The 26,376-nt window shown below is 72.2% G+C and carries 22 protein-coding genes and 1 pseudogene; 7 read left to right on the top strand and 16 right to left on the bottom strand.

The window, feature by feature from the left end:
• The first annotated feature begins 63 nt into the window (after positions 1–63).
• On the top strand, positions 64–1,869 hold the full coding sequence (gene metG / locus A4A78_RS14875) for a methionine--tRNA ligase (protein ID WP_062950625.1): 1,806 nt from the start codon (positions 64–66) through the stop codon (positions 1,867–1,869).
• Positions 1,870–2,075: 206 nt separating this feature from the next.
• Positions 2,076–3,533, top strand: coding sequence for a sugar porter family MFS transporter (locus A4A78_RS14870; protein ID WP_082835367.1), 1,458 nt, complete (start codon positions 2,076–2,078; stop codon positions 3,531–3,533).
• Positions 3,534–3,563: 30 nt separating this feature from the next.
• On the opposite strand, the gene A4A78_RS14865 is transcribed toward A4A78_RS14870, so the two are convergent.
• The 5 genes from A4A78_RS14865 to A4A78_RS14845 form a co-directional block, all read right to left on the bottom strand.
• On the bottom strand, positions 3,564–5,432 hold the full coding sequence (locus A4A78_RS14865) for a transketolase (RefSeq protein WP_062950623.1): 1,869 nt from the start codon (positions 5,430–5,432) through the stop codon (positions 3,564–3,566).
• A 95-nt stretch (positions 5,433–5,527) separates the two neighbouring features.
• Positions 5,528–6,256: a PIG-L deacetylase family protein gene (locus A4A78_RS14860; protein WP_062950622.1), complete on the bottom strand. Its 729-nt coding sequence runs from the start codon at positions 6,254–6,256 to the stop codon at positions 5,528–5,530.
• A 9-nt stretch (positions 6,257–6,265) separates the two neighbouring features.
• Positions 6,266–7,381 (bottom strand): FAD-dependent oxidoreductase, encoded by a 1,116-nt coding sequence (locus tag A4A78_RS14855; protein WP_062950621.1) that lies wholly within the window; start codon positions 7,379–7,381, stop codon positions 6,266–6,268.
• A gap of 50 nt (positions 7,382–7,431) precedes the next feature.
• On the bottom strand, positions 7,432–8,736 hold the full coding sequence (locus A4A78_RS14850; protein WP_062950620.1) for an O-acetylhomoserine aminocarboxypropyltransferase/cysteine synthase family protein: 1,305 nt from the start codon (positions 8,734–8,736) through the stop codon (positions 7,432–7,434).
• Positions 8,737–8,902: 166 nt separating this feature from the next.
• Positions 8,903–9,766 carry a siderophore-interacting protein gene (locus tag A4A78_RS14845; protein WP_062950619.1) on the bottom strand — a complete coding sequence of 288 codons (864 nt, stop codon included), beginning with the start codon at positions 9,764–9,766 and terminating at the stop codon, positions 8,903–8,905.
• Between the two features lie 111 nt (positions 9,767–9,877).
• Here A4A78_RS14845 and A4A78_RS14840 point away from each other — a divergent pair, with 111 nt between their 5' ends.
• Positions 9,878–11,395, top strand: a complete 1,518-nt coding sequence (locus tag A4A78_RS14840) for an NAD(P)/FAD-dependent oxidoreductase (RefSeq protein WP_062950618.1) — start codon at positions 9,878–9,880, stop codon at positions 11,393–11,395.
• A 96-nt stretch (positions 11,396–11,491) separates the two neighbouring features.
• Entirely contained in the window at positions 11,492–13,036 is a 1,545-nt protein-coding gene (locus A4A78_RS14835; RefSeq protein WP_369816766.1) for a peptide MFS transporter, read from the top strand.
• A gap of 81 nt (positions 13,037–13,117) precedes the next feature.
• Here A4A78_RS14835 and A4A78_RS14830 read toward each other — a convergent pair whose 3' ends face one another.
• The 4 genes and pseudogenes from A4A78_RS14830 to A4A78_RS18205 all read right to left on the bottom strand — a co-directional run.
• A complete protein-coding gene (locus tag A4A78_RS14830) occupies positions 13,118–13,297 on the bottom strand; it encodes a hypothetical protein (RefSeq protein ID WP_062950616.1) in 180 nt (59 codons plus the stop codon).
• Positions 13,294–13,509 carry a hypothetical protein gene (locus A4A78_RS14825; RefSeq protein WP_062950615.1) on the bottom strand — a complete coding sequence of 72 codons (216 nt, stop codon included), beginning with the start codon at positions 13,507–13,509 and terminating at the stop codon, positions 13,294–13,296. Before A4A78_RS14825 ends, A4A78_RS14830 begins: the two co-directional genes overlap by 4 nt.
• Positions 13,510–13,581: 72 nt before the next feature.
• Positions 13,582–14,898, bottom strand: coding sequence for a hypothetical protein (locus tag A4A78_RS14820; protein WP_231881064.1), 1,317 nt, complete (start codon positions 14,896–14,898; stop codon positions 13,582–13,584).
• A 67-nt stretch (positions 14,899–14,965) separates the two neighbouring features.
• Positions 14,966–15,178, bottom strand: a pseudogene (locus tag A4A78_RS18205) (sodium:proton antiporter); the annotation flags it as partial.
• A 247-nt stretch (positions 15,179–15,425) separates the two neighbouring features.
• Here A4A78_RS18205 and A4A78_RS14815 point away from each other — a divergent pair.
• The 3 genes from A4A78_RS14815 to A4A78_RS14805 all read left to right on the top strand — a co-directional run bounded on the left by A4A78_RS14815 (position 15,426) and on the right by A4A78_RS14805 (position 18,264).
• Positions 15,426–15,953, top strand: a complete 528-nt coding sequence (locus A4A78_RS14815) for an HNH endonuclease (RefSeq protein WP_062950613.1) — start codon at positions 15,426–15,428, stop codon at positions 15,951–15,953.
• An 83-nt stretch (positions 15,954–16,036) separates the two neighbouring features.
• On the top strand, positions 16,037–17,572 hold the full coding sequence (locus tag A4A78_RS14810) for a UDP-N-acetylglucosamine 1-carboxyvinyltransferase (RefSeq protein WP_062950609.1): 1,536 nt from the start codon (positions 16,037–16,039) through the stop codon (positions 17,570–17,572).
• A gap of 74 nt (positions 17,573–17,646) precedes the next feature.
• Positions 17,647–18,264 carry a TetR/AcrR family transcriptional regulator gene (locus A4A78_RS14805; protein WP_062950607.1) on the top strand — a complete coding sequence of 206 codons (618 nt, stop codon included), beginning with the start codon at positions 17,647–17,649 and terminating at the stop codon, positions 18,262–18,264.
• On the opposite strand, the gene A4A78_RS14800 is transcribed toward A4A78_RS14805, so the two are convergent.
• The 7 genes from A4A78_RS14800 to A4A78_RS14770 form a co-directional block, all read right to left on the bottom strand.
• Positions 18,254–19,078, bottom strand: coding sequence for an ABC transporter ATP-binding protein (locus tag A4A78_RS14800; RefSeq protein WP_062950605.1), 825 nt, complete (start codon positions 19,076–19,078; stop codon positions 18,254–18,256). The genes A4A78_RS14805 and A4A78_RS14800 overlap by 11 nt on opposite strands.
• On the bottom strand, positions 19,075–20,019 hold the full coding sequence (locus tag A4A78_RS14795) for an ABC transporter ATP-binding protein (RefSeq protein ID WP_062950604.1): 945 nt from the start codon (positions 20,017–20,019) through the stop codon (positions 19,075–19,077). Before A4A78_RS14795 ends, A4A78_RS14800 begins: the two co-directional genes overlap by 4 nt.
• Entirely contained in the window at positions 20,016–21,017 is a 1,002-nt protein-coding gene (locus A4A78_RS14790; protein WP_062950603.1) for an ABC transporter permease, read from the bottom strand. Before A4A78_RS14790 ends, A4A78_RS14795 begins: the two co-directional genes overlap by 4 nt.
• A 1-nt stretch (position 21,018) precedes the next feature.
• A complete protein-coding gene (locus A4A78_RS14785) occupies positions 21,019–22,029 on the bottom strand; it encodes an ABC transporter permease (protein ID WP_062950601.1) in 1,011 nt (336 codons plus the stop codon).
• Between the two features lie 7 nt (positions 22,030–22,036).
• Positions 22,037–23,857: an ABC transporter substrate-binding protein gene (locus A4A78_RS14780; RefSeq protein WP_062950598.1), complete on the bottom strand. Its 1,821-nt coding sequence runs from the start codon at positions 23,855–23,857 to the stop codon at positions 22,037–22,039.
• 185 nt (positions 23,858–24,042) lie between these two features.
• On the bottom strand, positions 24,043–25,938 hold the full coding sequence (locus A4A78_RS14775) for an FAD/NAD(P)-binding domain-containing protein (protein ID WP_062950594.1): 1,896 nt from the start codon (positions 25,936–25,938) through the stop codon (positions 24,043–24,045).
• Positions 25,935–26,363, bottom strand: a complete 429-nt coding sequence (locus A4A78_RS14770) for a hypothetical protein (RefSeq protein WP_082835364.1) — start codon at positions 26,361–26,363, stop codon at positions 25,935–25,937. Before A4A78_RS14770 ends, A4A78_RS14775 begins: the two co-directional genes overlap by 4 nt.
• Between the last annotated feature and the right edge of the window lie 13 nt (positions 26,364–26,376).

The raw sequence follows: 26,376 nt of genomic DNA, 5'->3' as shown, positions 1-26,376 counted from the left end.
GGCGCTCCACCGCGCATCGGGGACGGAACGCGCCGCGCCCCGCCTCCCCTAGAATCGGATCCCATGAGCACAGTCCTGTCCGCGGTCGCCTGGCCGTACGCCAACGGTCCCCGCCACATCGGCCACGTCGCCGGCTTCGGCGTCCCCTCCGACGTCTTCTCGCGCTACATGCGGATGGCGGGCCACGACGTGCTCATGGTCTCCGGCACCGACGAGCACGGCACGCCGATCCTCGTCGAGGCCGACAAGGAGGGCATCTCCGCCCGCCAGCTCGCCGACCGCAACAACCGGCTCATAGTCGAGGACCTGGTCGCGCTCGGCCTCTCCTACGACCTGTTCACCCGCACCACGACCCGCAACCACTACCAGGTGGTGCAGGACATGTTCGTGGCAGTGCGGGACAACGGCTACATGATCGAGCAGACCACCTCGGGCGCGATCTCCCCGTCGACCGGCCGCACCCTCCCCGACCGCTACATCGAGGGCACCTGCCCGATCTGCGGCGCGGGCGGCGCGCGCGGCGACCAGTGCGACAACTGCGGCAACCAGCTGGACCCGACGGACCTCATCGACCCGGTCTCCCGCATCAACGGGGAGACGCCGGAGTTCATCGAGACCTCGCACTGGTTCCTCGACCTGCCGGCGCTCGCCGCGGAGCTCGGCCGCTGGCTCGACGAGCGGGAGGCGACGGGGCTGTGGCGCCCGAACGTGATCCGCTTCAGCCAGAACATCCTCGAGGACATCAAGCCCCGTGCGATGACCCGCGACATCGACTGGGGCATCCCGGTCCCGGGCTGGGAGGACCAGCCGAACAAGCGCCTGTACGTCTGGTTCGACGCGGTGATCGGCTATCTCTCCGCCTCGATCGAGTGGGCGCGCCGCTCCGGGGACACGGAGGCGTGGCGCCGCTGGTGGAACGATCCCGAGACCCTCGCCTACTACTTCATGGGCAAGGACAACATCGTCTTCCACTCGCAGATCTGGCCGGCGGAGATGATCGCCCAGAACGGCGAGGGCGACAAGGGAGGGGAGCCCGGCCGCTTCGGCGAGCTGACCCTGCCCACCGAGGTGGTCTCCTCCGAGTTCCTCACGATGGAGGGCAAGAAGTTCTCCTCCTCCAAGGGGATCGTCATCTACGTGCGCGACGTGCTCGAGCGCTACCAGCCCGATGCGCTGCGCTACTTCATCTCCGCCGCGGGCCCCGAGAACCACGACGCGGACTTCACCTGGGTCGACTTCGTCTCCCGCACCAACAACGAGCTGGTCGCCGGCTGGGGGAACCTCGTCAACCGCACCGCCGCGATGATCGCGAAGAACGTCGGGGAGATCCCGGCCGCCGGCGAGCTCGAGGACGTCGACACCGCGCTGCTCGACCAGATCCGCACGGGATTCACGACCGTCGGGAAGCTCATCGAGAGCCACCGCCAGCGCGCCGCGATCGCCGAGATCATGCGCCTGGTGGGCGAGGCGAACGCCTACGTCTCCCGCACCGAGCCGTTCAAGATGAAGGCCGAGGAGCAGCGCCCGCGCCTGCTCACCGTGCTGCACGTGCTCGCCCAGGCGGTCACCGATCTCAACACGATGCTCGCCCCCTTCCTCCCCCACTCGGCCAACGCCGTGGAGAAGGCGCTCGGCGGGGACCGGGAGATCGCCCCGATGCCCCGCATCGACGAGGTCGAGGACCTCGACGGCGGCCCGGGCTACCCGATCATCACCGGCGACTACACGGCCGTGCCCGCCTGGGAGCACCGCCCGGTGACCGTGGGGCAGACCGTCGTGAAGCCGACCCCGATCTTCGTCAAGCTCGACCCGGCCGTGGCCGAGCAGGAGCTCGAGAGGCTCGAGGCGGAGGCCGCCGACGAGGCCTGATCCCTCCGGCTGCGGAGCGGGAACCGTGACCACGACCGCCCTGTAGTCACACTTTCGGAGCAAAGTGTGACTACAGGGACTCCTGGCGATCCTCGACGACTATGCGGAGCAGGTGCGGCGCAGCGGATGAGGAGCAGTCCTCGTCGGCCCCCGGAGGTGTACGGTGACCAGCACCTGGACGATGCGTCGGACGCCGACCCGAGGAGATGGTCCCCATGAGCGCACCCGCACAGACCCTCAACCCGAAGGTGGTCGGGATCAGCATCGCCGCGGCCGTCGGCGGCTTCCTGTTCGGCTTCGACACCTCGGTGATCAACGGCGCGGTCGGTGCCCTCTCCGCGGAGTTCTCGCTCGGGGCGGGCCTGACCGGCTTCGCCGTCTCCTCCGCGCTGCTCGGGTGCGCCGTGGGCGCCTGGTTCGCGGGCTCCCTCGCCAACCGCTTCGGCCGCATCCCGGTGATGGTCATCGCCGCGATCCTGTTCTTCGTCTCCGCGATCGGCTCGGGCCTCGCCTTCGGGGTGTGGGACCTGATCGTGTGGCGCGTCGTGGGCGGGCTCGGCGTCGGCGCCGCGAGCGTCATCGCCCCGGCGTACATCGCCGAGGTCGCACCCGCGAGATACCGCGGGCGCCTCGGCTCGCTGCAGCAGCTCGCGATCGTGCTGGGCATCTTCGCGGCGCTGCTGTCCAATGCGGTGATCGCGAACACCGCCGGCGGCGCCGCGGAGTCCTACTGGTTCGGGGTCGCCGCCTGGCGCTGGATGTTCATCATCGAGGCCGTGCCCGCCGCGGTCTACGGCGTGATGGCCCTGTTCCTGCCGGAGTCGCCGCGCTATCTCATCGGCAAGGGCGAGCGGGACAAGGCTTCGAAGGTGCTCTACGACTTCACCGGCGAGCTCGACGTGAACCTCAAGATCGAGCAGATCAGCCTTTCCCTGGAGCGGGAGAGCAGGGAGAGCCTGCGGGACCTGCTCGGGGGCCGCTTCGGGCTGCTGCCGATCGTGTGGCTGGGGATCGCGCTGTCGCTGTTCCAGCAGCTCGTGGGCATCAACGTGATCTTCTACTACTCGACCACGCTGTGGCAGTCGGTCGGCTTCGACGAGTCGCAGGCGCTGCTGACCTCCACCATCACCTCGGTGATGAACATCGTCGCGACGATCATCGCGATCCTGCTGGTGGACCGGGTGGGCCGACGCGTCATGCTGCTCGTCGGCTCGGCGGGAATGGCGGTGTCGCTGGGGCTGATGGCGCTGGCCTTCTCGTTCGGGGAGACGGCGGCCGGGGCGGAGTCGGTGTCGCTGCCCGATCCGTGGTCGACCGTGGCGCTGATCAGCGCCAACGCCTTCGTGATGTTCTTCGGCACCACGTGGGGTCCGCTGGTCTGGGTGCTGCTGGGCGAGATCTTCCCCAACCGGATCCGCGCCTCGGCCCTCGCGGTCGCCGCCGCGGCCCAGTGGGGCGCGAACTGGGCGGTCTCGGCGACCTTCCCGACGCTCTCGGAGATCGGTCTGAGCTTCGCCTACGGCCTGTACGCGGCCTTCGCACTGCTCAGCCTGCTGTTCGTGGCGCGCTGGGTGCCCGAGACGAAGGGCCGCGAGCTCGAGGACATGGACCAGCTGCGCCTGGGGCGGCGGGGGTCGGCCGACGACGTCGCGGCCGACGGCTGAGCGCAGTCCCGCCGCCCCCGTGCAGGAGTCTCAGCCCTCCAGCACCGTTCGCGCCGCGCGCGCGATGTGCGCGGCGTCGATGCCGGCCCAGTCCAGCAGCTCCGCGGTGGTGCCGGAGCCCGGCACCCCGTCGACCGCGAGGTGCTCGAGGTGCAGGTCGGCGAGCGGCTCGGCGGCCAGCGCCGCGAGCACCGCAGCGCCCAGCCCGCCCTCGCGATGGTGGTCCTCGGCCACCACCACTCGCCCGCCGGTCTCGGCGACGGCCGCGCGGATGCCCTCGGCATCGATCGGCTTGACCGAGTACGCGTCGATCACGCGGGCCTGCACGCCTTCCTCGGCCAGCGCATCGGCCGCGCCGAGCGCCTCGTGCAGCGTCACGCCGGCGCCGATCAGGGTCACCGCGTCGTGCGCGCTGCGGCGCAGGGTCTTGGACCCGCCGACGGGGAACTCCTCCTCGGGCCCGTAGAGCACCGGGTATCCGCCGCGGGTGGTCCGCAGGTAGCTGACGCCGTGCAGGTCCGCCATCGCGACGACCAGGGCGGCGGTCGAGGTCGCGTCGCTCGGGTACAGCACCGTGGAGCCCTGCGTGGCCGCCACCATCGCGAGGTCCTCCAGGCCCATCTGGGAGGGGCCGTCGGCGCCGATCTCCACCCCGGCGTGCGAGCCGACCAGTCGCAGGTCGGCCCGGGAGACGGGGGCCATGCGGATGAAGTCCGCGGCGCGGCTGAGGAAGGCCGCGAAGGACGAGGCGTAGGCGATGTACCCGCGGGCGGCCAGGCCGGTCGCGGCGGCGACCATCTGCTGCTCGGCGATGAACATCTCGAAGAACCTCTCGGGATGCGCCTGGACGAAGTCGGCGACGCCGGTGGAGTTCGAGACCTCTCCGTCGAGCGCGACCACCCGCGGATCGGCGTCCGCGAGAGCGGCCAGGGCGGGACCGTAGGCCTTGCGGGTGGCGAGCTCCTCCCCCACCTCGAAGGTCGGCAGCTCGACCTGACCGCGCGACGGGGCGGGGCGCTCGAACTCGGGCGGTCGAGGGCCGCGCACCTGCAGCGCGCGGACGCCGCCGAGCGCGTCGATCGCCTCCTCGGCGCGGTCCTCAGGCATCGGCTTGCCGTGCCAGTCCTCCTCGTCCTCGACCCCGGGGATCCCCTTGCCCTTGACGGTGCGGGCGAGGATCACCAGCGGCCGCTCGAGGTCATCGTCGGCACGGGCGAGGGCGGCGTCGATCGCCTCGACGTCATGTCCGTCGACGACGACCGCCTCCGCGCCGAATGCCTCGACGCGGGCGGCATAGGTGTCCATGTCCCATCCCAGCGCGGTCTCGCCGCGCTGGCCGAGCCGGTTCACGTCGACGAGCGTGACGAGGTTCGTGAGCCCGTAGTGGGAGGCGGTCGCGAGGGCCTCCCACATCGAGCCCTCGGCGAGCTCGCTGTCGCCGGTGAGCACCCAGACCCGGTACGGGGCCTGCTCGAGCTTCGCGCCCGCCAGAGCGATGCCGACGCCGTCGGGCAGTCCCTGGCCGAGCGAGCCGGTGGCGACGTCGACCCAGGGCAGGACGGGGGTGGGGTGCCCCTCGAGCCGCTGGCCGAAGCGTCGGTAGCCTTCCAGCAGCTCCTGCTCGGACACGACGCCGGCCGCCCGGAACACCGAGTACAGCAGGGGCGAGGCGTGTCCCTTCGAAAAGATCAGGTGGTCGTTGCCGGGGGCGTCGGGGTCGTCCCAGTCGTAGCGCAGGTGACGCGACATGAGGACGGCCAGCAGGTCGGCGGCGGACAGGCTGGAGGTGGGATGTCCCGAGCCGGCGGCGGTCGAGGAGCGGATCGAATCGACCCGCAGCTGGGCGGCGAGCTCGCGGACCTGCTCGAGGGAGAGTCCGTCGTGCATGGTCGTGGTCATGGGGAGTCCTTCCGTAGCGGATCCTGCCTGACCTCCCCACCGTAGGAGTCTGCGCGCCGGGCGGCCAGGGGGCGGCCGACCGTTCGGTCCCGCGCTCAGAGCTGGTGGACCCGCAGCACGACGGCGTGCTCGGTGCCGGCGGCGGCACCGCCCTGGCGGAGGATCTCCGGGATGAACTCCTCCGGGACGGGATGGTCGGTGACGTGCGCGAGATAGGCCTCGTGCGCGTGCAGGGAGGCGACCGCGGCGTCGACCTCGCGCTGTCCGACGGACTTGGCGTGGGTGGGAGCGGGGTGCCCGGCCACCACGAGCGTCCTCGTGCTCCAGGGCGCGAGGTGCTCCTGCTCGGCCAGCTCGCGGAACACCCACGGGTTCGCGGCGTCGCGGCAGGCGTCGACGGCGGCGAGGCCCGCGACCCGATGGTCGGCCTGGTTCAGCCCGCCGTACGCCTCGACCTCGAAGTTCGCGGTGAGCACGAGGTCGGGACGCACCTGCCGGATCACGCGGGCGATGTCCCGGCGCAGCGCCAGGCCGTGCTCGAGCATCCCGTCGGGGTGGTCGAGATGGCGCAGGTCCTCCACGCCGACCTGTGCGCAGGCGCTGCGCTGCTCCGTCTCGCGCAGCGGTGCGACGATCTCGGGCGGCTCCGCCATCCCGGCCTCGCCGCGGGTCAGCAGCAGATAGGTCACCTCCACGCCCGCAGCCGTCCAGGCGGCGACGGCGGCGGAGGCGCCGTACTCCATGTCATCGGGGTGCGCGACGACGCACAGCACGCGCTGCAGTCCGTCCTCGGGCAGCGGGGGAAGGGCGGTGGGAGCATCCATGGCGTCACCCTAGGCGCGGACGAGATCCCGGTCGAGGGCGGCGCCGAGCCCGGCCTCGAGGTCGCGGACCAGGCGGTTCACGGCCGCGCGCCCGGCACGGTTCGCCCCGATGGTGGAGGCGCCCGGGCCGTGTCCGACGAGGTGGATGCGGGGATCGGCGGCGACGGCGGTGCCGTCCATCGCGATCCCGCCGAGCGGGCCGGTCAGTCCCAGCGGTCGCAGGTGGCGCAGCTCGTGCCGGAACCCGGTGGCCCAGAGGATCGCGTCCACCGGGGTGCGCGTCCCGTCGGCCTCGATCACGCCGCCCGGGACGATCCGGGTGAACATCGGCCGACGGTCCAGGATCCCGCGGCGGGCGGCGCGGCGCAGCGCCGGGGTCCACAGCAGCCCGGTGTGGGAGACGACGCTGCCGACGGGGCGCCCCTCCCGCACCGCGTCCCACACCCCGGCGACAGCCTCGCGTCCGGCCTCCTCGGTGAACTCGTCCTCGCGGAAGATCGGCTCGCGGCGCGTGTACCAGCGGGTCTCGCCCACCTCGGCGATCTCCTGGAGGTGGCCGAGCGCGCTGACCCCGCCGCCGACCACCGCGACCCGCTGCCCGGCGAACTCGTCCGCGGCGACGTACTCGGCGGTGTGCAGCTGCCGCCCGCGGAACTCCGCCGCGCCGGGGACTGCGGGCACGAAGGGACGGGTCCAGGTGCCGGTCGCGTTCAGCACCGCACGGGTGCGCAGCACGGGCAGCGCCCGCCCGTCGGCCCCCACCGCACGGACCAGGAGGGGGCCCTGCCGCTCCTCCGCACCTGCCGGATCGTCCTCGACGTGGGTGACGCGCACGGGCCGACGGATCTCGAGCCCGGTCCGCGCCTCGAACTCGGCGAAGTAGGCGGGCACCGCGATGTTCGCGGGGACGTCGCCGCCGACCTCCGGGGCCGGGGCGTCGGGCAGCTCGCGGATCCCGTTGACGGTGGCCATGGTGAGGCTGTCCCAGCGGTGGCGCCATGCCCCGCCGGGCCCGTCCTCGGCGTCGAGCACGACGACGTCGTCCATGCCGCGGCGGCGCAGGTGGTAGGCGGCGGAGAGGCCGGCCTGCCCGGCCCCTATCACGACGGCGTCGAGGAGTTCCATGTCCGGCTCAACCCGGCTGCGGCCTGCGGTGTTCCCGGAGGCGAGCAGGCTCACGCCGGGACGGCGCGCGCTTCCGGCAGGATGGCGCGGGCGGCGTCGAGCCCGCGGGAGAGGTCCGCCCAGAGGTCCTCGAGGTCCTCGAGGCCGACGCTGAGACGCACGGTCCCCTCCCCCACCCCGCAGGCCTCGCGCTGGGCCGGGGTGAGATGGGAGTGGGTGGTGCTCGCCGGATGGCAGACGAGCGACCGGGCATCGCCCAGGTTCACGGCGAGGGACCACAGCTCCAGCGCGTCGCAGAAGGCCGCTGCCGCGCCCTCGCCGCCGTGCAGGTCGATCGAGAACACGCCCGAGGTGCCGCGGGGGAAGTCCCGGGCGACGAGATGCCGGTCGGGACGGCCGGGGAGCGAGGGATGGTGCACCTCGGCCACCTCGCCGGCGGCGGCGAGACGTCCGGCGAGCGCGGTCGCATCGGTGCTGATCTTGCGCAGACGCAGGTCGAGCGTCTCGATGCCGACGAGGATCTGCTGGGCGCTGGTCGCGGGCAGGGTCGCCCCGAGATCCGTGACGTACTTGGCGCGGGCGTAGGCGAGCAGCCCCGAGCCGCCGCGCGCGTACTCGTCGGCGAAGGTGACGCCGAAGCGACGGTTGCGGGTGGTCAGGCGCTCCCACCGCTCGGGACATCGCCGCGGGTCGAAGCGTCCGGTGTCCACGATCAGACCCGCGATCGTGGTGCCGTGCCCGCACAGGTACTTCGTGGCGGAGTGGACGACGACGTCGGCGCCGTGGTCGCCGGGACGGTAGAGGGCGGGGCTGGCGAGGGTCGAGTCGACGATCACCGGGACGTCATGGGCGTGGGCGACGGCGGTGAGGGCGTCGAGGTCCAGCAGCTGCGCTCCCGGGTTCGCGATCGACTCGACGATCGCGGCGCGGGTGTGCGGGGTGAACGCCGCCTCCCACGCCTCGAGGTCCCAGGGGTCCGCCACGGTGGTGGTCACACCGAGGTCGGCGAGGGTGTCGTCGAGCAGCTCGGTGGTGCCGCCGTAGAGGCGCGAGGAGGCGACGACGTGCCCGCCGGGGGCCGCGAGGGCGCACAGCGCGATCGTCGTCGCGGCCTGTCCGGAGGCGACGGCGATCGCCCCGATCCCGCCCTCGAGCGCCGTGATCCGCTGCTCGAGGACCTCGGTGGTGGGGTTCCCGGAGCGGGAGTAGGCGAAGCCGTCGGCGCGGCGCTCGAACAGGGCGCGCAGGGACGAGTGGTTGGTCTGCGCGTAGGCGCTCGAGGCGTAGATCGGTGGGGTGAGGGCGCGGTGCGTGTCTGCCCGCGTCCAGCCCGCGTGGATGCCTGCGGTGCTCATGGCGCCTCCCTGCCGTGCTCGATGTCCGTCCTGTGCGGTCCATCGTGCGGCGGCGAGGGCGGGCGCGGCGAGAAGCGTGACGAAGTGTGGCGCGGTGTCAGCCGCGCCGACTCAGTCTCCGCTCACCTGACTGAGCTCCTACCGCTCGTTCCTCGCAGTACGTCGCTCAGTCGATAGCCCCGATGGGCTCGCGCTTCTCGGCCTGGAACTGGTCCTCGATGCGTCCCAGCGCCCAGTAGGCGGAGATCGAGATCTGCTCGCGGGGGATGCCGGCGTCCTTGACCAGGAGACGACGCAGCTGCTTCGTGATGCCGCGCTCGACGTGGCAGAAGACGTCCAGGCCCTCGTGCTCCGAGAGGTCCAGCGCCGCGACCTCGTCGAGCAGCTGCTCGCGCTCTCCGAGGACCCAGCGCAGCTCGACGCCCTCGGGGTGCTCGAGCTCGAGGCGGTCCTCCTCATGGTCCAGGTGGATCAGGGCGAGACCCCGGGCGCCCGGGTCCATCGCCTCCAGGCCCGCGGCGATCGCGGGCAGCGCGGCGTGGTCGCCGATGAGCAGGTGGCTCGTCGCGTCCGCCGCGGGCGACCAGCCGCCGCCGGCGCCGTTCATGGCGATGAGGTCGCCGGGCTGGGCCTCGTCGGCCCAGCGGGCGGCGACGCCGTGGTCGTCCTCGCCGGACTCGCCGTGCAGGACCACGTCGATCTCGATCTGCTGAGCCGCATCGTCCCAGCGGCGCACGGTGTAGGTGCGGCGGGTCGGGAGCAGCTCGGGGCTCTCCGCGCGCAGGGCGTCGAGGTCGTACGGGGGCTGCAGGCCGGAGCCGGGGGCGGGCAGGAGGAGCTTCACGTACGCATCGGTCTGCTCGTTGCGGTGCAGGGTGCTGAAACCCTCGCCGCCGAGGGTGAGGCGCAGCAGGCGCGGGGAGATGCGGGTCTTGCCCAGCACCTCGAGCACGGCCTGGGGACGCGGCGCCCGGGGACGGCGCGCGGCGGGCGCCTCGGCGGACGGGGACTGGGCGGTGGTGGTCTGCATGTCCTCCACATTACGCTACTTACGCATTACGTAAATCCGTGCCGGGCTCCCGTCCGCGCCTCGGGACGTGCGCCCTGCCCTGTCGCAGCGCGGCCCACTAGGCTGGCACGCATGAGCACCTCGCCCGCGGCAGAGACGGACGTCGTCGTCGTGGGCTCCGGCCCGAACGGTCTCGCGGCCGCGGTCACCCTGGCCCGGGCCGGCCTCACGGTCCATGTCCTCGAGTCGCAGGAGACGATCGGCGGCGGGGCGCGCACCCTCGACCTGGGCCTCGCGCCCGGCATCGTCCACGACCTCTGCTCCGCGGTGCACCCCCTCGCGCTCGCCAGCCCCTTCTTCGCGGAGTTCGACCTCGCCGCGCGCGGCGTGCGCGCGATCGCCCCCGAGGCCTCCTACGCCCAGCCGCTCGACGACGCCCCCGCCGCGATCGCCTGGCGGGACGTGGAGCGGACCGCCGACGGCCTCGGCGCCGACGGGCCGGCCTGGCGCGCGCTGCTGGGCACGCTCTCCCGCGACCAGGACCTCGTCGTCGAGCTCGCCCTCGGCGACAAGCGCTCCGTGCCCTCCGCGCTGCTGACCCCGCGGACCCTGCGCACCGCCCCGCTGTTCGGTGCGTTGCTCGCGCTCCAGGGGACCCCGGCCTGGGACCTCCCCTTCCGCACCGAGCGCGCCCGCGCCCTGCTCACCGGGGTGGCGGCGCACGCGATCGGGCAGCTGCCCTCCCTCGCGCTCGGCGCCACCGCCTCGCTGCTGGGCACCATCGCACACGGGGTGGGCTGGCCGATCCCCGTCGGCGGCTCCCAGTCGATCGTCGACGCGCTGGTGGCGGACCTGCGGGACCACGGCGGTACCGTGACCTCCGGGCACCATGTGCGGACCTGGCGGGACGTGCCCCCGGCCCGCGCCGTGCTGCTGGACATCCCCGCGCCCGCCGCCGCGGACGTCCTCGCCAACCGACTCCCCCGCCCCCTCGAGGCGATGCTGCGGAAGGTCCCCCACGGGGACGGCGCCGCCAAGGTCGACTTCGTGCTGTCCGGACCGGTGCCGTGGCGCGACTCTGACGTCGGCCGTGCCGGGACCCAGCATCTGGGCGGCACCCGCGCCGAGATGGCCCGCACCGAGGCGGAGGTCGCCTCCGGGCGCTTCCCCGACCGTCCTCTCACCCTGGTCAGTGACCCGGCCGTGGTCGACCCAGGCCGGGTCCGGGACGGGCAGCGACCGCTGTGGGCCTATGCGCATGCACCGGCCGGGGACCGCACCGACCCGACCGAGCGCGTCACCGCGCAGATCGAGCGCTTCGCCCCCGGATTCCGCGACCTCGTCGTCGCCTCCCGCGCCGTGCCCGCCGCGGAGATGATCCACCACAATCCCGCCCTCGTCGGCGGCGACATCTCCCAGGGCAGGGTGACGATGGCGCGGATGATCGCGCGGCCCACCCCGCTGCCGGATCCCTACCGCCTGGGCCGCACCGGCTGGTACCTGTGCTCCTCGGCGACGCCTCCGGGGCCGGGCGTGCACGGGATGGCGGGGCTGCACGCAGCCTCCCGCGTGCTGCGATCGGAGTTCGGGATTCGGGAGCTGCCGAGCCTCGCCCCCACCCCGAGGCGAGCACAGGAGTCATCAGTCTGAGGGATCGGATCCCGCATTCTGCTCAGACCGATGGGATGGACTGCTCACATCGCCCGGTCGCCGCGTTGCACCGTGAACGGGTGAGGCGCAGGATGAATGACCGTGAATTCTCCGACACCTCCAGATCCCTCCGTCCAGCCCCCTGAGCGGACGCCCGGCGACGCCGCCGGGGTCGCCGTGGACCCCGCCGACACGCCCGAGGCGCACAACCCCAGCGGCCGCACCTTCATGGGCCAGCCCGGCCCGCTCGCGAACCTGTTCAGCGTCGAGCTGTGGGAGCGCTTCAGCTTCTACGGCATGCAGGGCATCCTCGCGATCTACATGTACTTCGCCGCGACCGACGGCGGTCTCGGCATCGACGAGGGCACCGCCCTCGGCATCGTCGGCGCCTACGGCGGCTCCGTGTACCTCTTCTCGATCCTCGGCGCGCTGGTCTCCGACCGGCTGCTCGGCCCGGAGAAGACCCTCTTCGGCTCCGCCGTGATGATCATGTTCGGCCACATCGCCCTGGCGCTGGTCCCGGGCGTGGTCGGACTCGGCCTCGGCCTGCTGCTGGTCGGCGTGGGCTCGGGCGGTCTGAAGTCCACGGCCGCCACGCTCGTCGGCGCGCTGTACACGCGGGACGACCCTCGTCGCGACGCCGGCTTCTCGATCTACTACATGGGTGTGAACATCGGCGGCCTGCTCGGCCCGCTGGTCACCGGTTTCGCCCAGCAGCAGTGGGGCTTCCACCTCGGCTTCGGCCTCGCCGCAGTCGGCATGGCCGTGGGCCTCATCCAGTACGTGCTCACCCGCAAGGGCCTGCCGGAGAGCGTGCACCACGTCCCGGATCCGCTGCCGCGCTCAAAGTACCCGCTCTGGGCCGGGCTCGCCGTCGGCGTCGTGGTCCTGGTGGCGGTGCTGGCCGTCACCGGCGTGCTGAACGCGCAGAACCTCGCGACCGTCGTCGCGGCGCTGGCCATCGTCGGCGCGATCGTCATCTTCGCGATCCTGCTCGCCTCGAAGAAGCTCGACTCCGACGAGCGCTCCCGCGTGGTCTCCTTCATCCCGCTGTTCATCGGCACGGCCGCGTTCTTCGCGCTGTTCCAGCAGCAGTTCACGGTCATCACCCTGTACTCGGACACGCGCCTGAACCGCGAGATCCTCGGCTGGGAGATGCCGATCTCGTGGGTGCAGTCCTTCAACCCGTTCTTCATCATCGTGCTCGCCCCGGTGATGGCGGCGCTGTGGACGAAGCTCGGCACTCGCCAGCCGATCACCCCGCGCAAGTTCGGCGTGGGCATCATCCTGATGGGCTCGGCCTTCCTGCTGTTCCTGCCGATGGCCGCCGTCGTCTCGGTGCCGGTGCTGTGGATCGCGATGATCATGCTGGTGGCGACCGTCGGCGAGCTGTGGCTCTCCCCCGTCGGCCTCTCGCTGGCCACGAAGCTCGCGCCGCGCTCGTACCCGGTGATGATGATGGCGCTGTACAACCTCTCCGTGGCGCTCGGCACCGCGCTCTCCGGCGCGCTCGCGGGCTTCTACTCCGCAGAGAACGAGGTGGGCTACTTCGGCGTGCTCGGCGCCGTGACCATCGCGATCGGCGTGCTCATGCTGCTGGTCGCGAAGCCCGTCGGTCGGGCCATGCGCGGGGTGCGCTGACCGACCCCGCTCACGCGCGCATCTCTCGGGAGCCGCTCCACCTCCGGGTGGGGCGGCTCCCGTGCTCCCGGGGGGCGGACCTCAGGCGCCGAGGACCGGCAGCAGCACGCCGATCACGGCGCACACGATGCCGAGCCCGCCGGCGAGCCGCAGCAGCCCCCGCGCCGCGGGATCGTCCCAGCCGCGGGCCAGGCCGAAGCCGAGGAACGCCAGGAAGCTGAGCACGGCGAGAGCTCCGACGATGCTCAGCAGCAGGATCATCGCGGGTTCCCGACGATCGCGAAGCTGACCCCGATCACCGCGCAGGCGATGCCGAGCCCGCCCGCGACGGCGTTCAGGGTCTCCCCCGTCGCGCCGCCGACGAGCAGGGAGGCGAGGAAGGTCAGCACGGCGAGGGCGCCGACGACGGTGATCGCGAGGATCTGGAGGCGGCGGACGGCGGGGAGGGGAGGGCGTGCACCGGAGGTGGCCATGGAGTCACCGTAGAGCGGAGGAGCCCGGCCCACAATGACACATGTCCTGGATTCCCCGGCCGCCCCGTGGCATCAGGGCCGGTCGGTCCGGTCCGCCTCCCCGTCGCGCCGCAGCAGGCCGACGAGCGCGAGCATCACCGCCGGCCCGCCGCGGAACACGCCGTCCTCGTGGGTGAGCACCCCGCAGTCGGCGAGGTCGCCGAGGTCGTGCAGGACGTGCAGCAGCCGCGCGAGGGCACGGGGCTCGTGCTCCGGCGGCGGCAGCTCCGGCCCGGGCGGGAGGCGCAGCCCCTCGTCCCCGCAGGCCACCAGCAGCGCCGCGATCGTGTCGGGCATGCCGCGGAACCCGCCGTCCTCGGCGCCGCGGGCCTGGCGCCCCAGCAGCGCGGCGGTGATCAGGGCGTGCCCGAACTCGACGAAGCCCTCGGCGTCCTCCGGCGCCGCCGCCGGGACCGGGCCGACGGCGGCGCGGACCCGGCCCTCCGCGAGCTCGAGCCAGCCGCCATCCAGCAGCGTGGTCCACACCCCGGCAAGCTCCGGCCGGTCCCAGAGGCTGCGGGCGCCGCCGTCGAGGCCGAGGTGCGCGAGCAGCTCCGCGGTGGTCTCCCTCCCCGGTGCGCCGGTCGCGGTCACGCGCCGCCCCTCGCCGATCACCTCCAGGACGCCCACGGCCCGCCGCACCAGGGGGCAGTCGAGATAGGGGCCGACGCCCTCCTGCTCGGCGAGCTCGCCGAGCGGCTCGCCGTCGTCCTCGAGGGCCGGCAGGAACCAGGGCCAGTCCCGCTCCTCCGCCTCGTCGCGGCGGCGCAGCGCGCGCTCGAGCAGCGGGTCGAAGGGCGTGGAGGGCTGCGCGAGCCGGCCGGTGCCGGAGACGGCCATGCGCTCCTCATCGGGCAGGGAGTGGAACCAGTGCAGGTAGTCCGCGAGCGCCTCCTCGTCCTCGAGGTCCACCCCGAGCGCGAGCCCGTGGCCCAGCACGTTGGTGGAGAAGGAGCGGCGGGTGGGATCGTCGGCGGCCTCGAGCGCGGCGAACTCGAGCTCGTGCAGCAGCGCCGGCGCGTCGGCCTCGCGCATCGAGCCGGGCGCCCATCGGTCGGTCTCGACGAGGAAGTCGACCAGGCGGCGAAGCACCGGGACCATGTCCATCAGCTGCTCGCGCGGCTGGACGACGGTGCGGGGCACCACCTCGGTCAGCAGCTCCCGGGTGAGCGCGGCGGTCCACAGCCCCACCTCCGGGCTGCCCAGCCGCTCTGCCTTCAGCCGCAGCAGGGTCTCGAGGGTGCGCACCTCCTCGAGGGCGGGGGCGTCCTCGTCGGTCCGCAGGCGCCAGGCCCCGTACTCGGACAGCACGCGGTCGCGCTCCTCCCGTCCCTGCTCCTGCTGCGCCATTCCCCCAGCATGCCGTCCCGCCGCCGGGGATTCCAGCGCTCGGACGCCGCCGCGCCGGGCCGCCGCCGCGCCGGGCCGCCTCCTCGTCGGTCCCCCGGATGCCGAGCACCCGGATCAGCAGCGGCAGGGTCCCGCCCTGGACCACCTGGGTCACGAGCGCGACGACGAAGGCGATGAGCACGAGCTGGGAGCGGTAGGGGAAGTCCACCGGCAGGGACCGGGCCGCGGCGAGGGTGACCACGCCGCGCATCCCGGACCAGGCCAGCACCGCGCCGCCGCGACCGCGACCAGCTCCAGGTGCTCCACGCCCATGCCCGCTCCTCGCCGTGGTGGGGCCTCGATCGTAGGGCGCGGCACGTGCTGTTCGCACGCTGTGCAGGCGGTCGTCACCCGCCCGTCGTGCGGGCCCGCGAGAATCCGATGGACCCGCCCGCCCCGGCGGGGGACGATGCAGGTGCTCGGTCCTCGAGCCCCTCCAGCGCTCCCGGGCCGTCGCACCTCGACGACGACGGGAAGGAGGCGATGCGATGCCGCAGGTCAGGGTCTACAACCTCGGCTACGACCCGGAGACCGGGATCGGCGAGCTGCTGCACACCACCACCGTGCGCCACGCGATGGGGATGATCCGGCGCGAGGTCGCCGTGCCCGTCGAGCTCACGGTGGTCGACGAGCGGATCGTGCCCCTCGCCCTCGAGCTCACCCGCGAGCTGAGCGGCGCCTGGGTCGAGGGGGCGGGGCGCCGCTCCGTCGGCTTCAGCTATCGCGCCGTCCACGAGCGGGACCACTGGACCTGCGCGTACTGCGGCCACAGCGTCTCGCGCGCGCCGGCGTGCGAGACGCTGCTGGCCACCGTGGACCACATCCTGCCCGTCTCCCGCGGAGGTCGCTCCTCCTGGACGAACCTCGTCTCGGCGTGCAAGGGGTGCAACAACCGCAAGGCGGACCGCACCCCCGCAGAGGCCGGGATGCCGCTGCGCTTCGCGCCCTACGATCCGGCCGTCTCCTACCGGGTGGGCGGACACGTCGAGGACCTCCCGGTGCTGCTCGGCGCCTGATCAGGGCGCGGCGCCGGCCGACGTGACCAGGAACGCACCGGCCGCGACCTGCTCGTATCTCATCTATGAGTTACTGTCGGCGCATGACTGAGACCACGGAGTTCCTCCCCCGGATCGGCGCTCTGGTGCGCGACGCGCGCCAGCAGTCCGGTCTCACGCAGGCCCAGCTCGCCACGACCCTCGGCACCAGCCAGAGCGCGATCAACCGCATCGAGAAGGGCCAGCAGAACCTCACCCTGGAGATGATCTCCCGGATCGGCAGGGCCCTGGACTCCGAGATCGTGGGCATGGGCACCTCGGGCCCGAGCCACCTGCGCGTGCACGGCGAGACCACGCTCTCCGGCGCGATCGACGTGAAGAGCTCCAAGAACGCCGGCGTCGCGCTGCTGTGCGCCTCGCTGCTGAACACCGGCACCACCGTGCTGCGCAAGGTCGCCCGCATCGAGGAGGTCAACCGCCTGCTCGAGGTGCTGACCTCCATCGGCGTGAAGGCCACCTGGCTGAACGGGCACAACGACCTCGAGCTGCGCGTCCCCGCGACCCTCGACCTCAGCTCGATCGACGAGGGCGCCGCGCGCCGCACCCGCTCGATCATCATGTTCCTGGGCCCGCTGCTGCACCGCGCGGGGAAGTTCCAGCTCCCCTACGCCGGGGGCTGCGACCTGGGCACCCGCACCGTCGAGCCGCACATGACGGCGCTGCGCCACTTCGGCCTCGACGTCGTCGCGACCGACCACAACTACCAGGCGACCACCGCCGTCGGCACCGGCCCGACCCGCCCGATCGTGCTCACCGAGCGCGGCGACACCGTCACGGAGAACGCGCTGCTGGCCGCCGCCCTGTACGAGGGCGAGACGATCATCCGCAACGCGAGCCCGAACTACATGGTCCAGGACCTGTGCTTCTTCCTCGAGAAGCTCGGCGTGCGGATCCAGGGCATCGGCACCACCACCCTGGTCGTCCACGGCACCTCCTCGATCTCGACCGACGTCGACTACGCCCCGAGCGAGGACCCGATCGAAGCGATGAGCCTGATCTCCGCCGCGATCGTCACCCGCTCCTCGATCACCGTGCGCCGCGTGCCTATCGAGTTCATGGAGATCGAGCTCGCCCTTCTGGAGGAGATGGGCCTGCGCTACGACCGCTCCGAGGAGTACCTGGCGGAGAACGGCAAGACCCGCCTGGTGGACATCACCACCCATCCCAGCGACCTGCGCGCCCCGGCGGACAAGATCCACCCCATGCCCTTCCCGGGCCTGAACATCGACAACCTGCCCTTCTTCGCCGTGATCGGGGCGACCGCGCAGGGGCAGACGCTGCTGCACGACTGGGTGTACGAGAACCGCGCGATCTACCTCACCGAGCTCACCAAGCTCGGCGCGAACGTGAAGCTCATGGACCCGCACCGCGTGCTCCTCGAGGGCCCCACCCGCTGGTCCGGCGCGGAGCTGGTGTGCCCGCCCGCGCTGCGTCCGGCGGTCGTGATCCTGCTGGCGATGCTCGCCGCGAAGGGCACCTCCGTGCTGCGCAACGTCTACGTCATCAACCGCGGCTACGAGGACCTCGCTGAGCGCCTGAACAAGCTCGGCGCGCGCATCGAGACCTTCCGGGACATCTGAGCGGTCCCTCCCGCACCGCCGACTGCCCGGTGGGTCGTGCGGGAGAGCGGTCCCGGCCTGGATAGGATCGACGGATGACCAGCGAGGAGAAGCGCGCCCGGCCCGTCATCGGACGGGCCGGCTCGTACGAGAAGGGCGTCGCCCGCCGGCAGGAGATCCTCGAGCGGGCCGCCGAGGTGTTCCGCGAGCGCGGGGCCGACGGCACCTCGCTGCGCCGGATCGCGACGGCGATCGGGGTGTCCCACGCGGCGCTCCTGCACTACTTCGACTCCCGCGAGCAGCTGCTGGTGGCGGTGTACGAGCATGCCGAGTCCAAGCGGGACACCTCCGGCGAGGACTCCGAGAACGCCGTGGACATCCTGGTCAGGGCGGCGAAGATCAACGTGGGCGTGCCGGGGATGGTGGAGCTGTACACGACGCTCGTCGCGGCGGCGCTCGCCGCGGAGAGCACGCCGTCGAACCTCTTCTTCACCGAGCGCTTCGCGCGGGTGCGCGGGGTGATCACCGAGCGCCTCGCCCAGGAGCAGGCCGCCGGAACGGTCCGTGACGATGTCGATCCCGCCGACATGGCGGCTCTCTTCGTCGCGGCGTCCGACGGCCTGCAGATCCAGTGGCTGCTCGAGCCCTCGGTCGAGCTCGAGCGCACCCTGGCGACCTTCTCCGTGCTGCTGGCTCCCCCGGCTACGTCCTGAGGCTGCCGCGCAGGTCGGGGACGTCGGAGAGCAGACGCCGGGTGTACTCGGCCTGCGGCGCGAAGATGACCTCCTCCGTCGACCCGCGCTCGACGACCCTGCCCCGCTCCATCACCGCGACCCGGTCCGCCAGATAGCAGGCCTGGCCGATGTCGTGCGTGATGAACAGGACCGTCAGGCCCAGCTCGCTGCGCAGGTCGTGCAGCACGTTCAGCACGTTCACCCGCAGCGTCGCGTCCAGCATGCTGGTCGCCTCGTCGGCCAGCATCACCTTGGGCCGCATCATCAGCGCCCGCGCGATCATGATGCGCTGGCGCTGTCCGCCGGACATCTGGTGCGGGAACTTGTGAAGCACGTCGCGGGGGCGCATGTCCACGTAGCCCAGGCACTCCTCGATCAGCGCATCGGCCTCGTCGGAGGGGATCCTCGCGAGCGCGAGGCTGCGCCGCAGCAGGGAGCCGACGGTGAAGAACTGGTTGAAGGAGGCGAAGGGGTCCTGGAAGACCGCCTGCACCTCCGACCAGTAGTCCCGCAGTCCCTTCCCGGACAGGGAGGTGACGTCCTGGCCGCGGAACGCGATGGTGCCCGAGGTGACGGGCATCAGACGCAGCAGCATGCGGGCGAGGGTCGATTTGCCCGAGCCCGACTCCCCCACCACGGCGAGCACGCTCGCCTCGGGGAACTCGAGGCTGACGTCGTCGACCGCGACCACGGTGCCGCCGGCGACCGAGAACTCCTTGGTCACGTTCGTGCAGGACAGCAGCACCTCGCGCTCCGTGCGGCTGCGGGTGATCATCTCGGGGGTCTCGATCATCGGGCCCCCACCTCCTTCTCGGGCGCGGGCGCTGCAGGAGCGGCGGGTCCGGCGGCGCCCGCGTCGAGGCCGGCGCGCCGCCTCCCCCGCTCCCAGGTCTCCCGGCTGGGGTCCAGCACCGAGGACAGCAGCGTCCTGGTGTAGTCGTGCTCCGGCTGCTCGACGAGCCGACGGGTGGGTCCGGTCTCGACGATCCGCCCGCCGCTCATGATGGCGAGCCGGTCCGAGACCTGCGAGAGCACGGGGAGGTCGTGCGTCACGAAGACGACGCCCGACATGATCCGCTGCTCCACCATCGCCAGCAGCATCTCCACCAGCATCCGCTGGCTGGATACGTCGAGCGCCGAGGTGGGCTCGTCCGCGATCAGCAGCCGGGGGTTCTGCAGCGTGGAGATCACCGTGATCATGCGCTGCTTCATCCCGCCGGAGAGCTGGTGCGCGTAGGAGTCCAGCACCCGCACCGGCATCTCGAGCATCTTCAGCCGGTCCCGGGCGAGGTCGAGCGCCTCGTCCCGGCTCACCCGCGGGTCGTGGGCGCGCATCACGTCGTGCACGAGGCTGCGGATCCGCAGGGTGGGGCTGATGGAGTTCATCGCCCCCTGCGGCAGCATCGACACGGTCCGCCCCCGGTAGGGGCGGTGGCGCTTGAGGTCCGCGACCGAGAGGGTGGAGAGGTCGATGCTCTCCCCGTCGATCTCGAGGGCGCCGGACAGGACGTACAGCGGCGGGGTCGCGATCATCGCCAGGGCGTTGCCCAGCGTCGTCTTCCCGCAGCCGGACTCCCCGGCCAGTCCCAGGATCTCCCCCTCGCCGAGCTCGAGGGAGACCCCGTCCACGGCGGTGAAGTCCTTCTCCCCGCCGCCGTAGACGCAGCGGATGTCGTGCGCCCGGGCGAGGATCGCCCGCTCCGCGCGGGCGGGGGCGGCGTCGTCGTGGCTCATGCGAGTTCCTTCCCTCGTAGGGCGCCGGCGGGGTCCTGCGCGGTGCGGGCGGTCTGCGCGGCGAGCAGGCGCGCCTCCTCGGCGCGCCTGGCCGCCGCCTGCTTCATCTGCTTGCGCTTGCCGCGGCGCAGGCGCGGGTTGAACACCTCGTCGAGGCTGGACTGCAGGAGCAGGAAGCCGAACGAGACCAGGGTCAGCACGATCGTCGGCGGGAGGAAGGCCCACCAGGCGCCGCCGCCCACGGCCTGGAACGCGAGCGCCCAGTGCAGCTGGATGCCCAGCGAGTTCGCCCCCGACGGGCCGAGGCCCAGCATCGACAGGGAGGACTCGGCGAGGATCGCGCCGGCGACCTGCAGGACGAACGCCATCACCGTGTACGACAGGATGTACGGCAGCACGTCCCGCAGGAGGATGCCGGGCAGGCGTGCCCCGGAGAGCCGGGCCACGTCGATGTGCTCCCTCGTCGCGACCGAGGAGGCCTGGGCGCGGACGGCGCGGGCGGTCCAGGGCCACGAGGTGATGCCGATGACCACCGCGAGCGACCAGATGCTGCTCTGGGGCAGCGAGATCGAGATGAGGATCAGCACGATGATCGAGGGGATCGCGAGGACCACGTTGGTGGCGCCCATGAGCAGCTCCTCGAACCAGCCGCCGATGTAACCGGCGACCAGGCCGACGATCACCCCGATGACGGTGGCGACGATCCCCGCGACCAGGCCGATGATCAGCGAGGTGCGGGTGCCGGCCATGAGCACCGCGAGCACGTCGTGGCCGAAGTTGTCCGATCCGAGCGGGAGACCTGCTCCGGGCGGGTCGTACAGCGAGGCGACCTTCTCCCCGGGCCCGGTGGGATAGACGTAGCCGGCCAGGCCCAGCAGGATCACTCCGACGACGAGGACCAGCGCGATCCAGAACCGTCCCGAGAAGTTCAGGGAGCGGAACGGGTTGCCGCGCGGGACGGCCTTCTCGTCGGCGACGGGGGCGTTGGGTGTGCTCATGTCACTTCTCCCCTGCGCTCGCCGCGCGGATGCGCGGGTCGATGATGCCGTAGGCGATCTCCACCAGGAAGTTCGCCACGAGCACCGCGACGGTGATGATCAGCGTGACCGCCTGGATGACCGGGTAGTCGTTCTGCGTGATCGCGTTGAACAGCAGGGTCCCGACCCCCGGATAGCTGAAGACCAGCTCGGTGATCAGCGCGCCTCCCACGAGGGTGCCGATCGCGAGCGCGAGCCCGGTGATCTGCGGGAGCATCGCGTTGCGGAAGATGTACTGGGTGATCCTGTTGTCTCGGATGCCCATGGCGCGGGCGTAGTTGACGTAGTCGCCGCCCAGCTCGTAGATCGCCATGGAGCGCATGCCCACCGCCTGCCCGCCGATGAACACGACCACCAGCGAGAGGAAGGGCAGCCAGTAGTAGCTCACGGCGTCCCAGAGGAACTCGACGGAGAACTCCGGTGTGAGCCCCAGCGAGTAGGCGCCGCCGACGGGGAAGATCCCCGCCACCACCGCGAACCCGTACAGCAGGAGGATGGAGAGGCAGTAGTACGGCATCGCGGAGAGGAACAGGGCGCTGGTGAAGACGCTCCGGTCCCAGTTCCCGCCGCGGAACGCCGCGATCGCGCCGACCAGGTTTCCGGCGATCCATCCGATCAGCACCGCGGGCAGCTGCACCGCGATCGACCAGGGCAGGGCCTGGCCGATCAGGTCGTTGACCGAGGCCGGGTAGTTGGCGAAGGAGGTCCCCAGGTCGCCGGAGAACACCTTGCCGAGGTAGGTCAGGAACTGCTGCCACAGCGGCGCGTCCAGACCGAACTCGGCGACGAAGCCTTCATAGATCGCCTTCTGCTGCTCGCCGGTGACGGAGCCTCCGCGGGCGAGGTTCGAGACGATGACGTCGACGGGATTGCCCGGGACGAGCCGGGGCAGCAGGAAGTTGAGGCTCACTGCTGCCACCAGCGCGACCAGGTACCAGCCCGACTTGCGGGCGATGTATCGGCCGAGGGTCACGGGACGCTCAGCCGCCGATCTTCTTCAGCTGGAAGATCCATTCGTTGCCGGCGCCGCGGAACATCGGCGGCGCGTAGTCGTTGTCCTCGGCGGGCCAGTTCGACCAGTTGCTCGCGTTGAACTCGAAGAACTCGTCGGGGCGGTACATCAGCGGGAAGGCGGGGACCTCGGCGCGGTAGATGTCGTCCAGCGCCGTGAGCGCCTCGAGCTTCGTCGCGTCGTCGGAGGCGGCGGCCGCCGCCTCGAGCAGGTCGTTGACCTCCCCGTTCTCCCATCGGCCGTAGTTGCGGTAGGCAGTCTGGCCGAGCTCCGCCATCTCGACGTTGCTCATCACGTCGCTGAAGCGCTGCCACGGGGTGGAGGGTCCGGTGCCGGCGACGTACCAGCAGGCCATGTCGAAGTCGCCGTTCTGGATGGCGGTCTGGGTCTGCGCCTGCTGGGGGAAGTTCGTGCTGGCGTCCACACCGATGGCCTGGAGGTTCTTGGCGACGACCTCGAGGGCGGCGTTCCAGTCGGTCCAGCCCTGCGGGGTGATGAGCTTCCAGGGGCCGAGCTTCTGGCCGTCCTTGGCGTAGAAGCCGTCGGCGCCCTTGGCGTAGCCGGCCTCCTGGAGCAGGGACTCGGCCTTCGCGGCGTCGAAGGTCCAGCCGTCGGCGGCGGCCTTGTCGCGGTCCAGCCACTGGTCCTCGGCTCCGTCGGGGATGATCAGCGAGGCGAGCACCTGGGAGGAGTAGCCGCTCATGGCGGTCTCCGCGATCGAGGCGTAGTCCACCGCATGCGCGAGGGCCCGGCGCACGGTGGGATCGTCAAGGCCCGGCTTCGTGGTGTTGATCAGCAGCATCGGCATCGAGCCCGGGGAGAAGTACGGCTTCTCGCGCAGGTAGGTGCCCACCGGCTTGCCGCTCTCCCACATCTTCCAGATCTGGGGGACGAACTGCTGCATCACGTCGAGCTCGCCGTTCTGGAACTTCAGGTTGCCGTCCTCGTTGGACTTGAAGATCGGGTGGATGATCTTCGTCATCGCGGGCAGACCGCCGTAGAAGTCCTTGCCCCAGTACTCCTCGTGGCGGGCGAGGATGATCTGGGTCTGGTCCGCGAGCTCGAGGGTGAAGGGCCCCGTGCCCATGGCCTCGGTGGTCTCCCAGCCGGCGATCTTGTTCCCGGTCTCCTGCGCGGCCTTCTCGAACACCGCCTTGGGGACGATGAACTGGGTGGCCAGGGAGTTCAGCACGGCGCCGACGTTCTTGCGCTCGTTGTTCACCGCGATCGAGATCGTGCTGCCGTCGGCCGTCATCTCGTCGACCTCGGTCCAGAAGGCGGCGACGCCCAGGGAGGGGTCGATCTTGCCGAGCTCGAAGGTGTACAGCACGTCCTCGGCCGTGAACTCGCTGCCGTCGTGCCAGGTGATGCCCTCCTGGAGGGTCAGCGTGATCGACTCGCTGCCGGTGATCTCGTGCGAGGCGGCCAGTCCCGGCAGCAGCTCGCCGGTGACGATGTGGAAGCGCAGCAGCGTCTCGTAGATGTACTGGGCGACGTTCGAGGAGGCCGGCCAGGCCGGAGCGCCGGCGAAGGTGTTGAAGTTGGTGGGCGGGCTCCACTGGAAGCCGGCGATGAACAGCTGGTCGGCGCCGTCGCCCGCACGGCCGGTGCCGGCCTGGCCTCCGTTGCCGACGCCGACGAGCTCCTCGCCGCCACCCCCTCCCCCTCCTCCGCCGCCGGTGGCGCCGCCACAGGCGGCCAGGGCCGCCGCACCGCCGAGCACGCCGGTGCCGGCGAGGAATCGGCGGCGTGAGGCGCCGGGACGAGGGAAATCTGCAGACTCGGACATGGAAGACCTGCCTCTCGGGAATCGCTCCGCCGTTGGAGCGCCGGATCGCCGTCGATCCGTGCAGGAATTGAACCCCGCCCGACGCGAAAACCTCCATTGGTAGGCGTCACGGTCCTATAACGATCGTGATCTCGGTCACTGCGAGGTACGGTCGTACCCGCGCGACCTTCTCCCGAAACCGGTCCTCAGAGGCGCGCCGACACCCGTGCCCGGGCCATGACCTGTCGCGCCGCGACGTCCGCGCCCGCGAGCAGCGGCGAGGGCACCCCCGGGGTCGCCCCGATCGCCGAGCCGGGCTGGGTCGACTGCGCGGGGATGCCGAGCACCACGATGGCGGGATCGACCTGGCCGTCGGCGGAGACCAGGTTGTGCCCGCCCTCGGCGTCCTCGGCGATCTCCGCGCCGGTCGCCTCCATCGAGTGGGTCTCCACGCCGTCCACGGTGTGGATCCGGGCGCGGCCGGAGTCGAGCAGGGATCGCAGCAGCGGATCGTCCGTGTCCGGGACCTTCCCCTTGGACATCCGCGTCTCGAGCAGCACCTCGGAGGAGACCTCCCGACCGGTCACGGCGGAGGAGGCGCGGAAGAGCCCCGCGTCCTCGTCGGCCTCGACCGCGGTGCCGGGGCCGAGCAGCTCGACCACGCCTGCCTCCAGCAGCGCCAGCACCAGGCGCACCCGCTCCGCCGGCGGGCCCGAGGCGAGGGCGAGCGAGTCGCCGTCGAACCACCCCAGCACGTCACGGGCCAGCGAGACGCCCGTGAAGGCGCCGCGGGCGGTGAGGCGACCGACCTGACGCCGCAGCGCCCCCATCGCCCCGTTGACCGCGGCACGGGGGTGGTGCCAGGGATCGGACATCGAGCCGAGCTCGTCGCGGACCAGGCGACGCACCAGGCGGGCCCAGCCGTCCGGGCCGACCTCCTCGCCGCGGGTGGGCCGATGCAGCTCCTCGAGGGCCCAGGTCCACTCCTCCTCGCCGATCGCGGCCTCGAGCACCGTATCGATCTCCTCGACGGTCGAGGCGGCCTCGAGCCCGGCGAGCCAGTCGCCGCCGACGGCCTGCGGACGCAGCTCGCCCAGCGCCTCGAGGTAGACGCGGGCGAACTCGCGGCCGAGCACCGGCCACACCTCGTCGGCGAAGTCGATGCCGCCGCGGGCGGCGAGGGCCGTGAACCACTCCGGGCTCGCCCAGCGCGGCACGAAGGGGCGCACGGAGCGCCCGCCCTCGGGCTTGGAGCGGTAGGGGACGCCGCGCCGCGAGCCGACCAGCAGACGCGGCTCTCGGCCGCTGGGCAGATAGCGCAGGCGGCCGTGCGGATCGCCCTCGACGGGCTCGAACGCGCCGCCCCACTCCTCGGCCAGCTGCCCGAGGACGTCGAAGAGGTTCGCGCCGAGCCCGCGCACCAGCACGTCCTGCCCCGCGGGGAGGCCCGTGAAGTCCCGCTCCGCCGGCATGCCGGGCTCGACGTAGCGCAGGCCGTGACGTGCGGCGAAGCCCGCCAGCTCCTCCACCTCGCGGCTCCGCCGCCCCTGCACCATCCCCTGGGCGAGGACGACGGCGGGCGCGCTCAGCCGGCGACCGTCCTCGAGCACGACGGTGCGGTCCGCGCCCGTGCCCTCGAGGTCGACGGCGCGGCCGAGGACCTCGGTGAGCTCGACGGCGCCCGTCTCCGCGGCGGCCTCGAGCTGGTCGCGGTAGTAGACGCCCTGCAGGCGCCGGGTGGGGAAGGTCGCGCCGGTCAGCGCCGACGCCTCCTCCACCACCCACTCCCCCGCCGGGTGCGTGCCCTCGGCCCGGACCCGCCGTGCCCAGTCCACGAGGTCGGGCCCGGGGGCGGGCGGGCCGCTCATGCGGGTCGAGTCGTCGGGGTGGACGGTCGTGGCGTCGGCCTGGGTGTTGTTGAGGTACGCGGCCGGCTGGTCGAGGCGCCAGGTCGCGCCGGGTCCGATCGCGAGGGCGTCGAGGAGCGCGACGCGCAGCGGCGCGGCCCCTTCGGCGCGGACGCGCGCGACCAGGCGCAGCACGGTGGCGACGCCGCGGGGTCCGCCCCCGACGATCACCGCGTCGAAGTGCTCCGGGCTCATCGGGGCACGGCGGCGACGGCGTCGGCGCGGATCCCGCCGTGCTCGTCGTACCCGGCCTCGGCGAGGCGCTGCTGGTCCTCCTGGGTCACCAGGGCCGGCGATACGGACAGCAGGTCGACGTGGTCGCGCAGGGCGGCGAGGGCGGGATCGGCAGGGGCGTCGGCGGCGGCGAGCGAGGGATCGGCGCCCTGGGCGCGATGCCAGGCGGCGAGGGCGCCGCTGCCCTGCCACTCCGCGGTGACGACGGCGAGTGCATGGAGCACGGGCGCGGGCAGCACCTGTGGCGTGCGGTAGAGGGCGTTGTACGCCTCGCGGGTGTGCTCGCGCACCGCGGGGCGGAGCACGCCCGGCGCCACCTCGCCCGTCGGGGCCAGTATCGCGTCGAGGAGGTCGTGGGCGGTGCGGGGCGCGGTCTCCGAGGACATATGGAGAGCTTAA

The organism is Brachybacterium sp. sponge (genome assembly GCF_001613775.1).
In the GTDB taxonomy this organism is placed as follows: domain Bacteria; phylum Actinomycetota; class Actinomycetes; order Actinomycetales; family Dermabacteraceae; genus Brachybacterium; species Brachybacterium conglomeratum.
This window is presented reverse-complemented; position numbering and strand designations above follow the sequence as displayed.

Coding starts and splice junctions, on each gene's coding strand:
- metG (WP_062950625.1), top strand. CDS start 64: ATGAGCACAGTCCTGTCCGCGGTCGCCTGGCCGTACGCCAACGGTCCC.
- A4A78_RS14870 (WP_082835367.1), top strand. CDS start 2,076: ATGGTCCCCATGAGCGCACCCGCACAGACCCTCAACCCGAAGGTGGTC.
- A4A78_RS14865 (WP_062950623.1), bottom strand. CDS start 5,432: ATGACCACGACCATGCACGACGGACTCTCCCTCGAGCAGGTCCGCGAG.
- A4A78_RS14860 (WP_062950622.1), bottom strand. CDS start 6,256: ATGGATGCTCCCACCGCCCTTCCCCCGCTGCCCGAGGACGGACTGCAG.
- A4A78_RS14855 (WP_062950621.1), bottom strand. CDS start 7,381: ATGGAACTCCTCGACGCCGTCGTGATAGGGGCCGGGCAGGCCGGCCTC.
- A4A78_RS14850 (WP_062950620.1), bottom strand. CDS start 8,736: ATGAGCACCGCAGGCATCCACGCGGGCTGGACGCGGGCAGACACGCAC.
- A4A78_RS14845 (WP_062950619.1), bottom strand. CDS start 9,766: ATGCAGACCACCACCGCCCAGTCCCCGTCCGCCGAGGCGCCCGCCGCG.
- A4A78_RS14840 (WP_062950618.1), top strand. CDS start 9,878: ATGAGCACCTCGCCCGCGGCAGAGACGGACGTCGTCGTCGTGGGCTCC.
- A4A78_RS14835 (WP_369816766.1), top strand. CDS start 11,492: ATGACCGTGAATTCTCCGACACCTCCAGATCCCTCCGTCCAGCCCCCT.
- A4A78_RS14830 (WP_062950616.1), bottom strand. CDS start 13,297: ATGATCCTGCTGCTGAGCATCGTCGGAGCTCTCGCCGTGCTCAGCTTC.
- A4A78_RS14825 (WP_062950615.1), bottom strand. CDS start 13,509: ATGGCCACCTCCGGTGCACGCCCTCCCCTCCCCGCCGTCCGCCGCCTC.
- A4A78_RS14820 (WP_231881064.1), bottom strand. CDS start 14,898: ATGGCGCAGCAGGAGCAGGGACGGGAGGAGCGCGACCGCGTGCTGTCC.
- A4A78_RS14815 (WP_062950613.1), top strand. CDS start 15,426: ATGCCGCAGGTCAGGGTCTACAACCTCGGCTACGACCCGGAGACCGGG.
- A4A78_RS14810 (WP_062950609.1), top strand. CDS start 16,037: ATGACTGAGACCACGGAGTTCCTCCCCCGGATCGGCGCTCTGGTGCGC.
- A4A78_RS14805 (WP_062950607.1), top strand. CDS start 17,647: ATGACCAGCGAGGAGAAGCGCGCCCGGCCCGTCATCGGACGGGCCGGC.
- A4A78_RS14800 (WP_062950605.1), bottom strand. CDS start 19,078: ATGATCGAGACCCCCGAGATGATCACCCGCAGCCGCACGGAGCGCGAG.
- A4A78_RS14795 (WP_062950604.1), bottom strand. CDS start 20,019: ATGAGCCACGACGACGCCGCCCCCGCCCGCGCGGAGCGGGCGATCCTC.
- A4A78_RS14790 (WP_062950603.1), bottom strand. CDS start 21,017: ATGAGCACACCCAACGCCCCCGTCGCCGACGAGAAGGCCGTCCCGCGC.
- A4A78_RS14780 (WP_062950598.1), bottom strand. CDS start 23,857: ATGTCCGAGTCTGCAGATTTCCCTCGTCCCGGCGCCTCACGCCGCCGA.
- A4A78_RS14775 (WP_062950594.1), bottom strand. CDS start 25,938: ATGAGCCCGGAGCACTTCGACGCGGTGATCGTCGGGGGCGGACCCCGC.
- A4A78_RS14770 (WP_082835364.1), bottom strand. CDS start 26,363: ATGTCCTCGGAGACCGCGCCCCGCACCGCCCACGACCTCCTCGACGCG.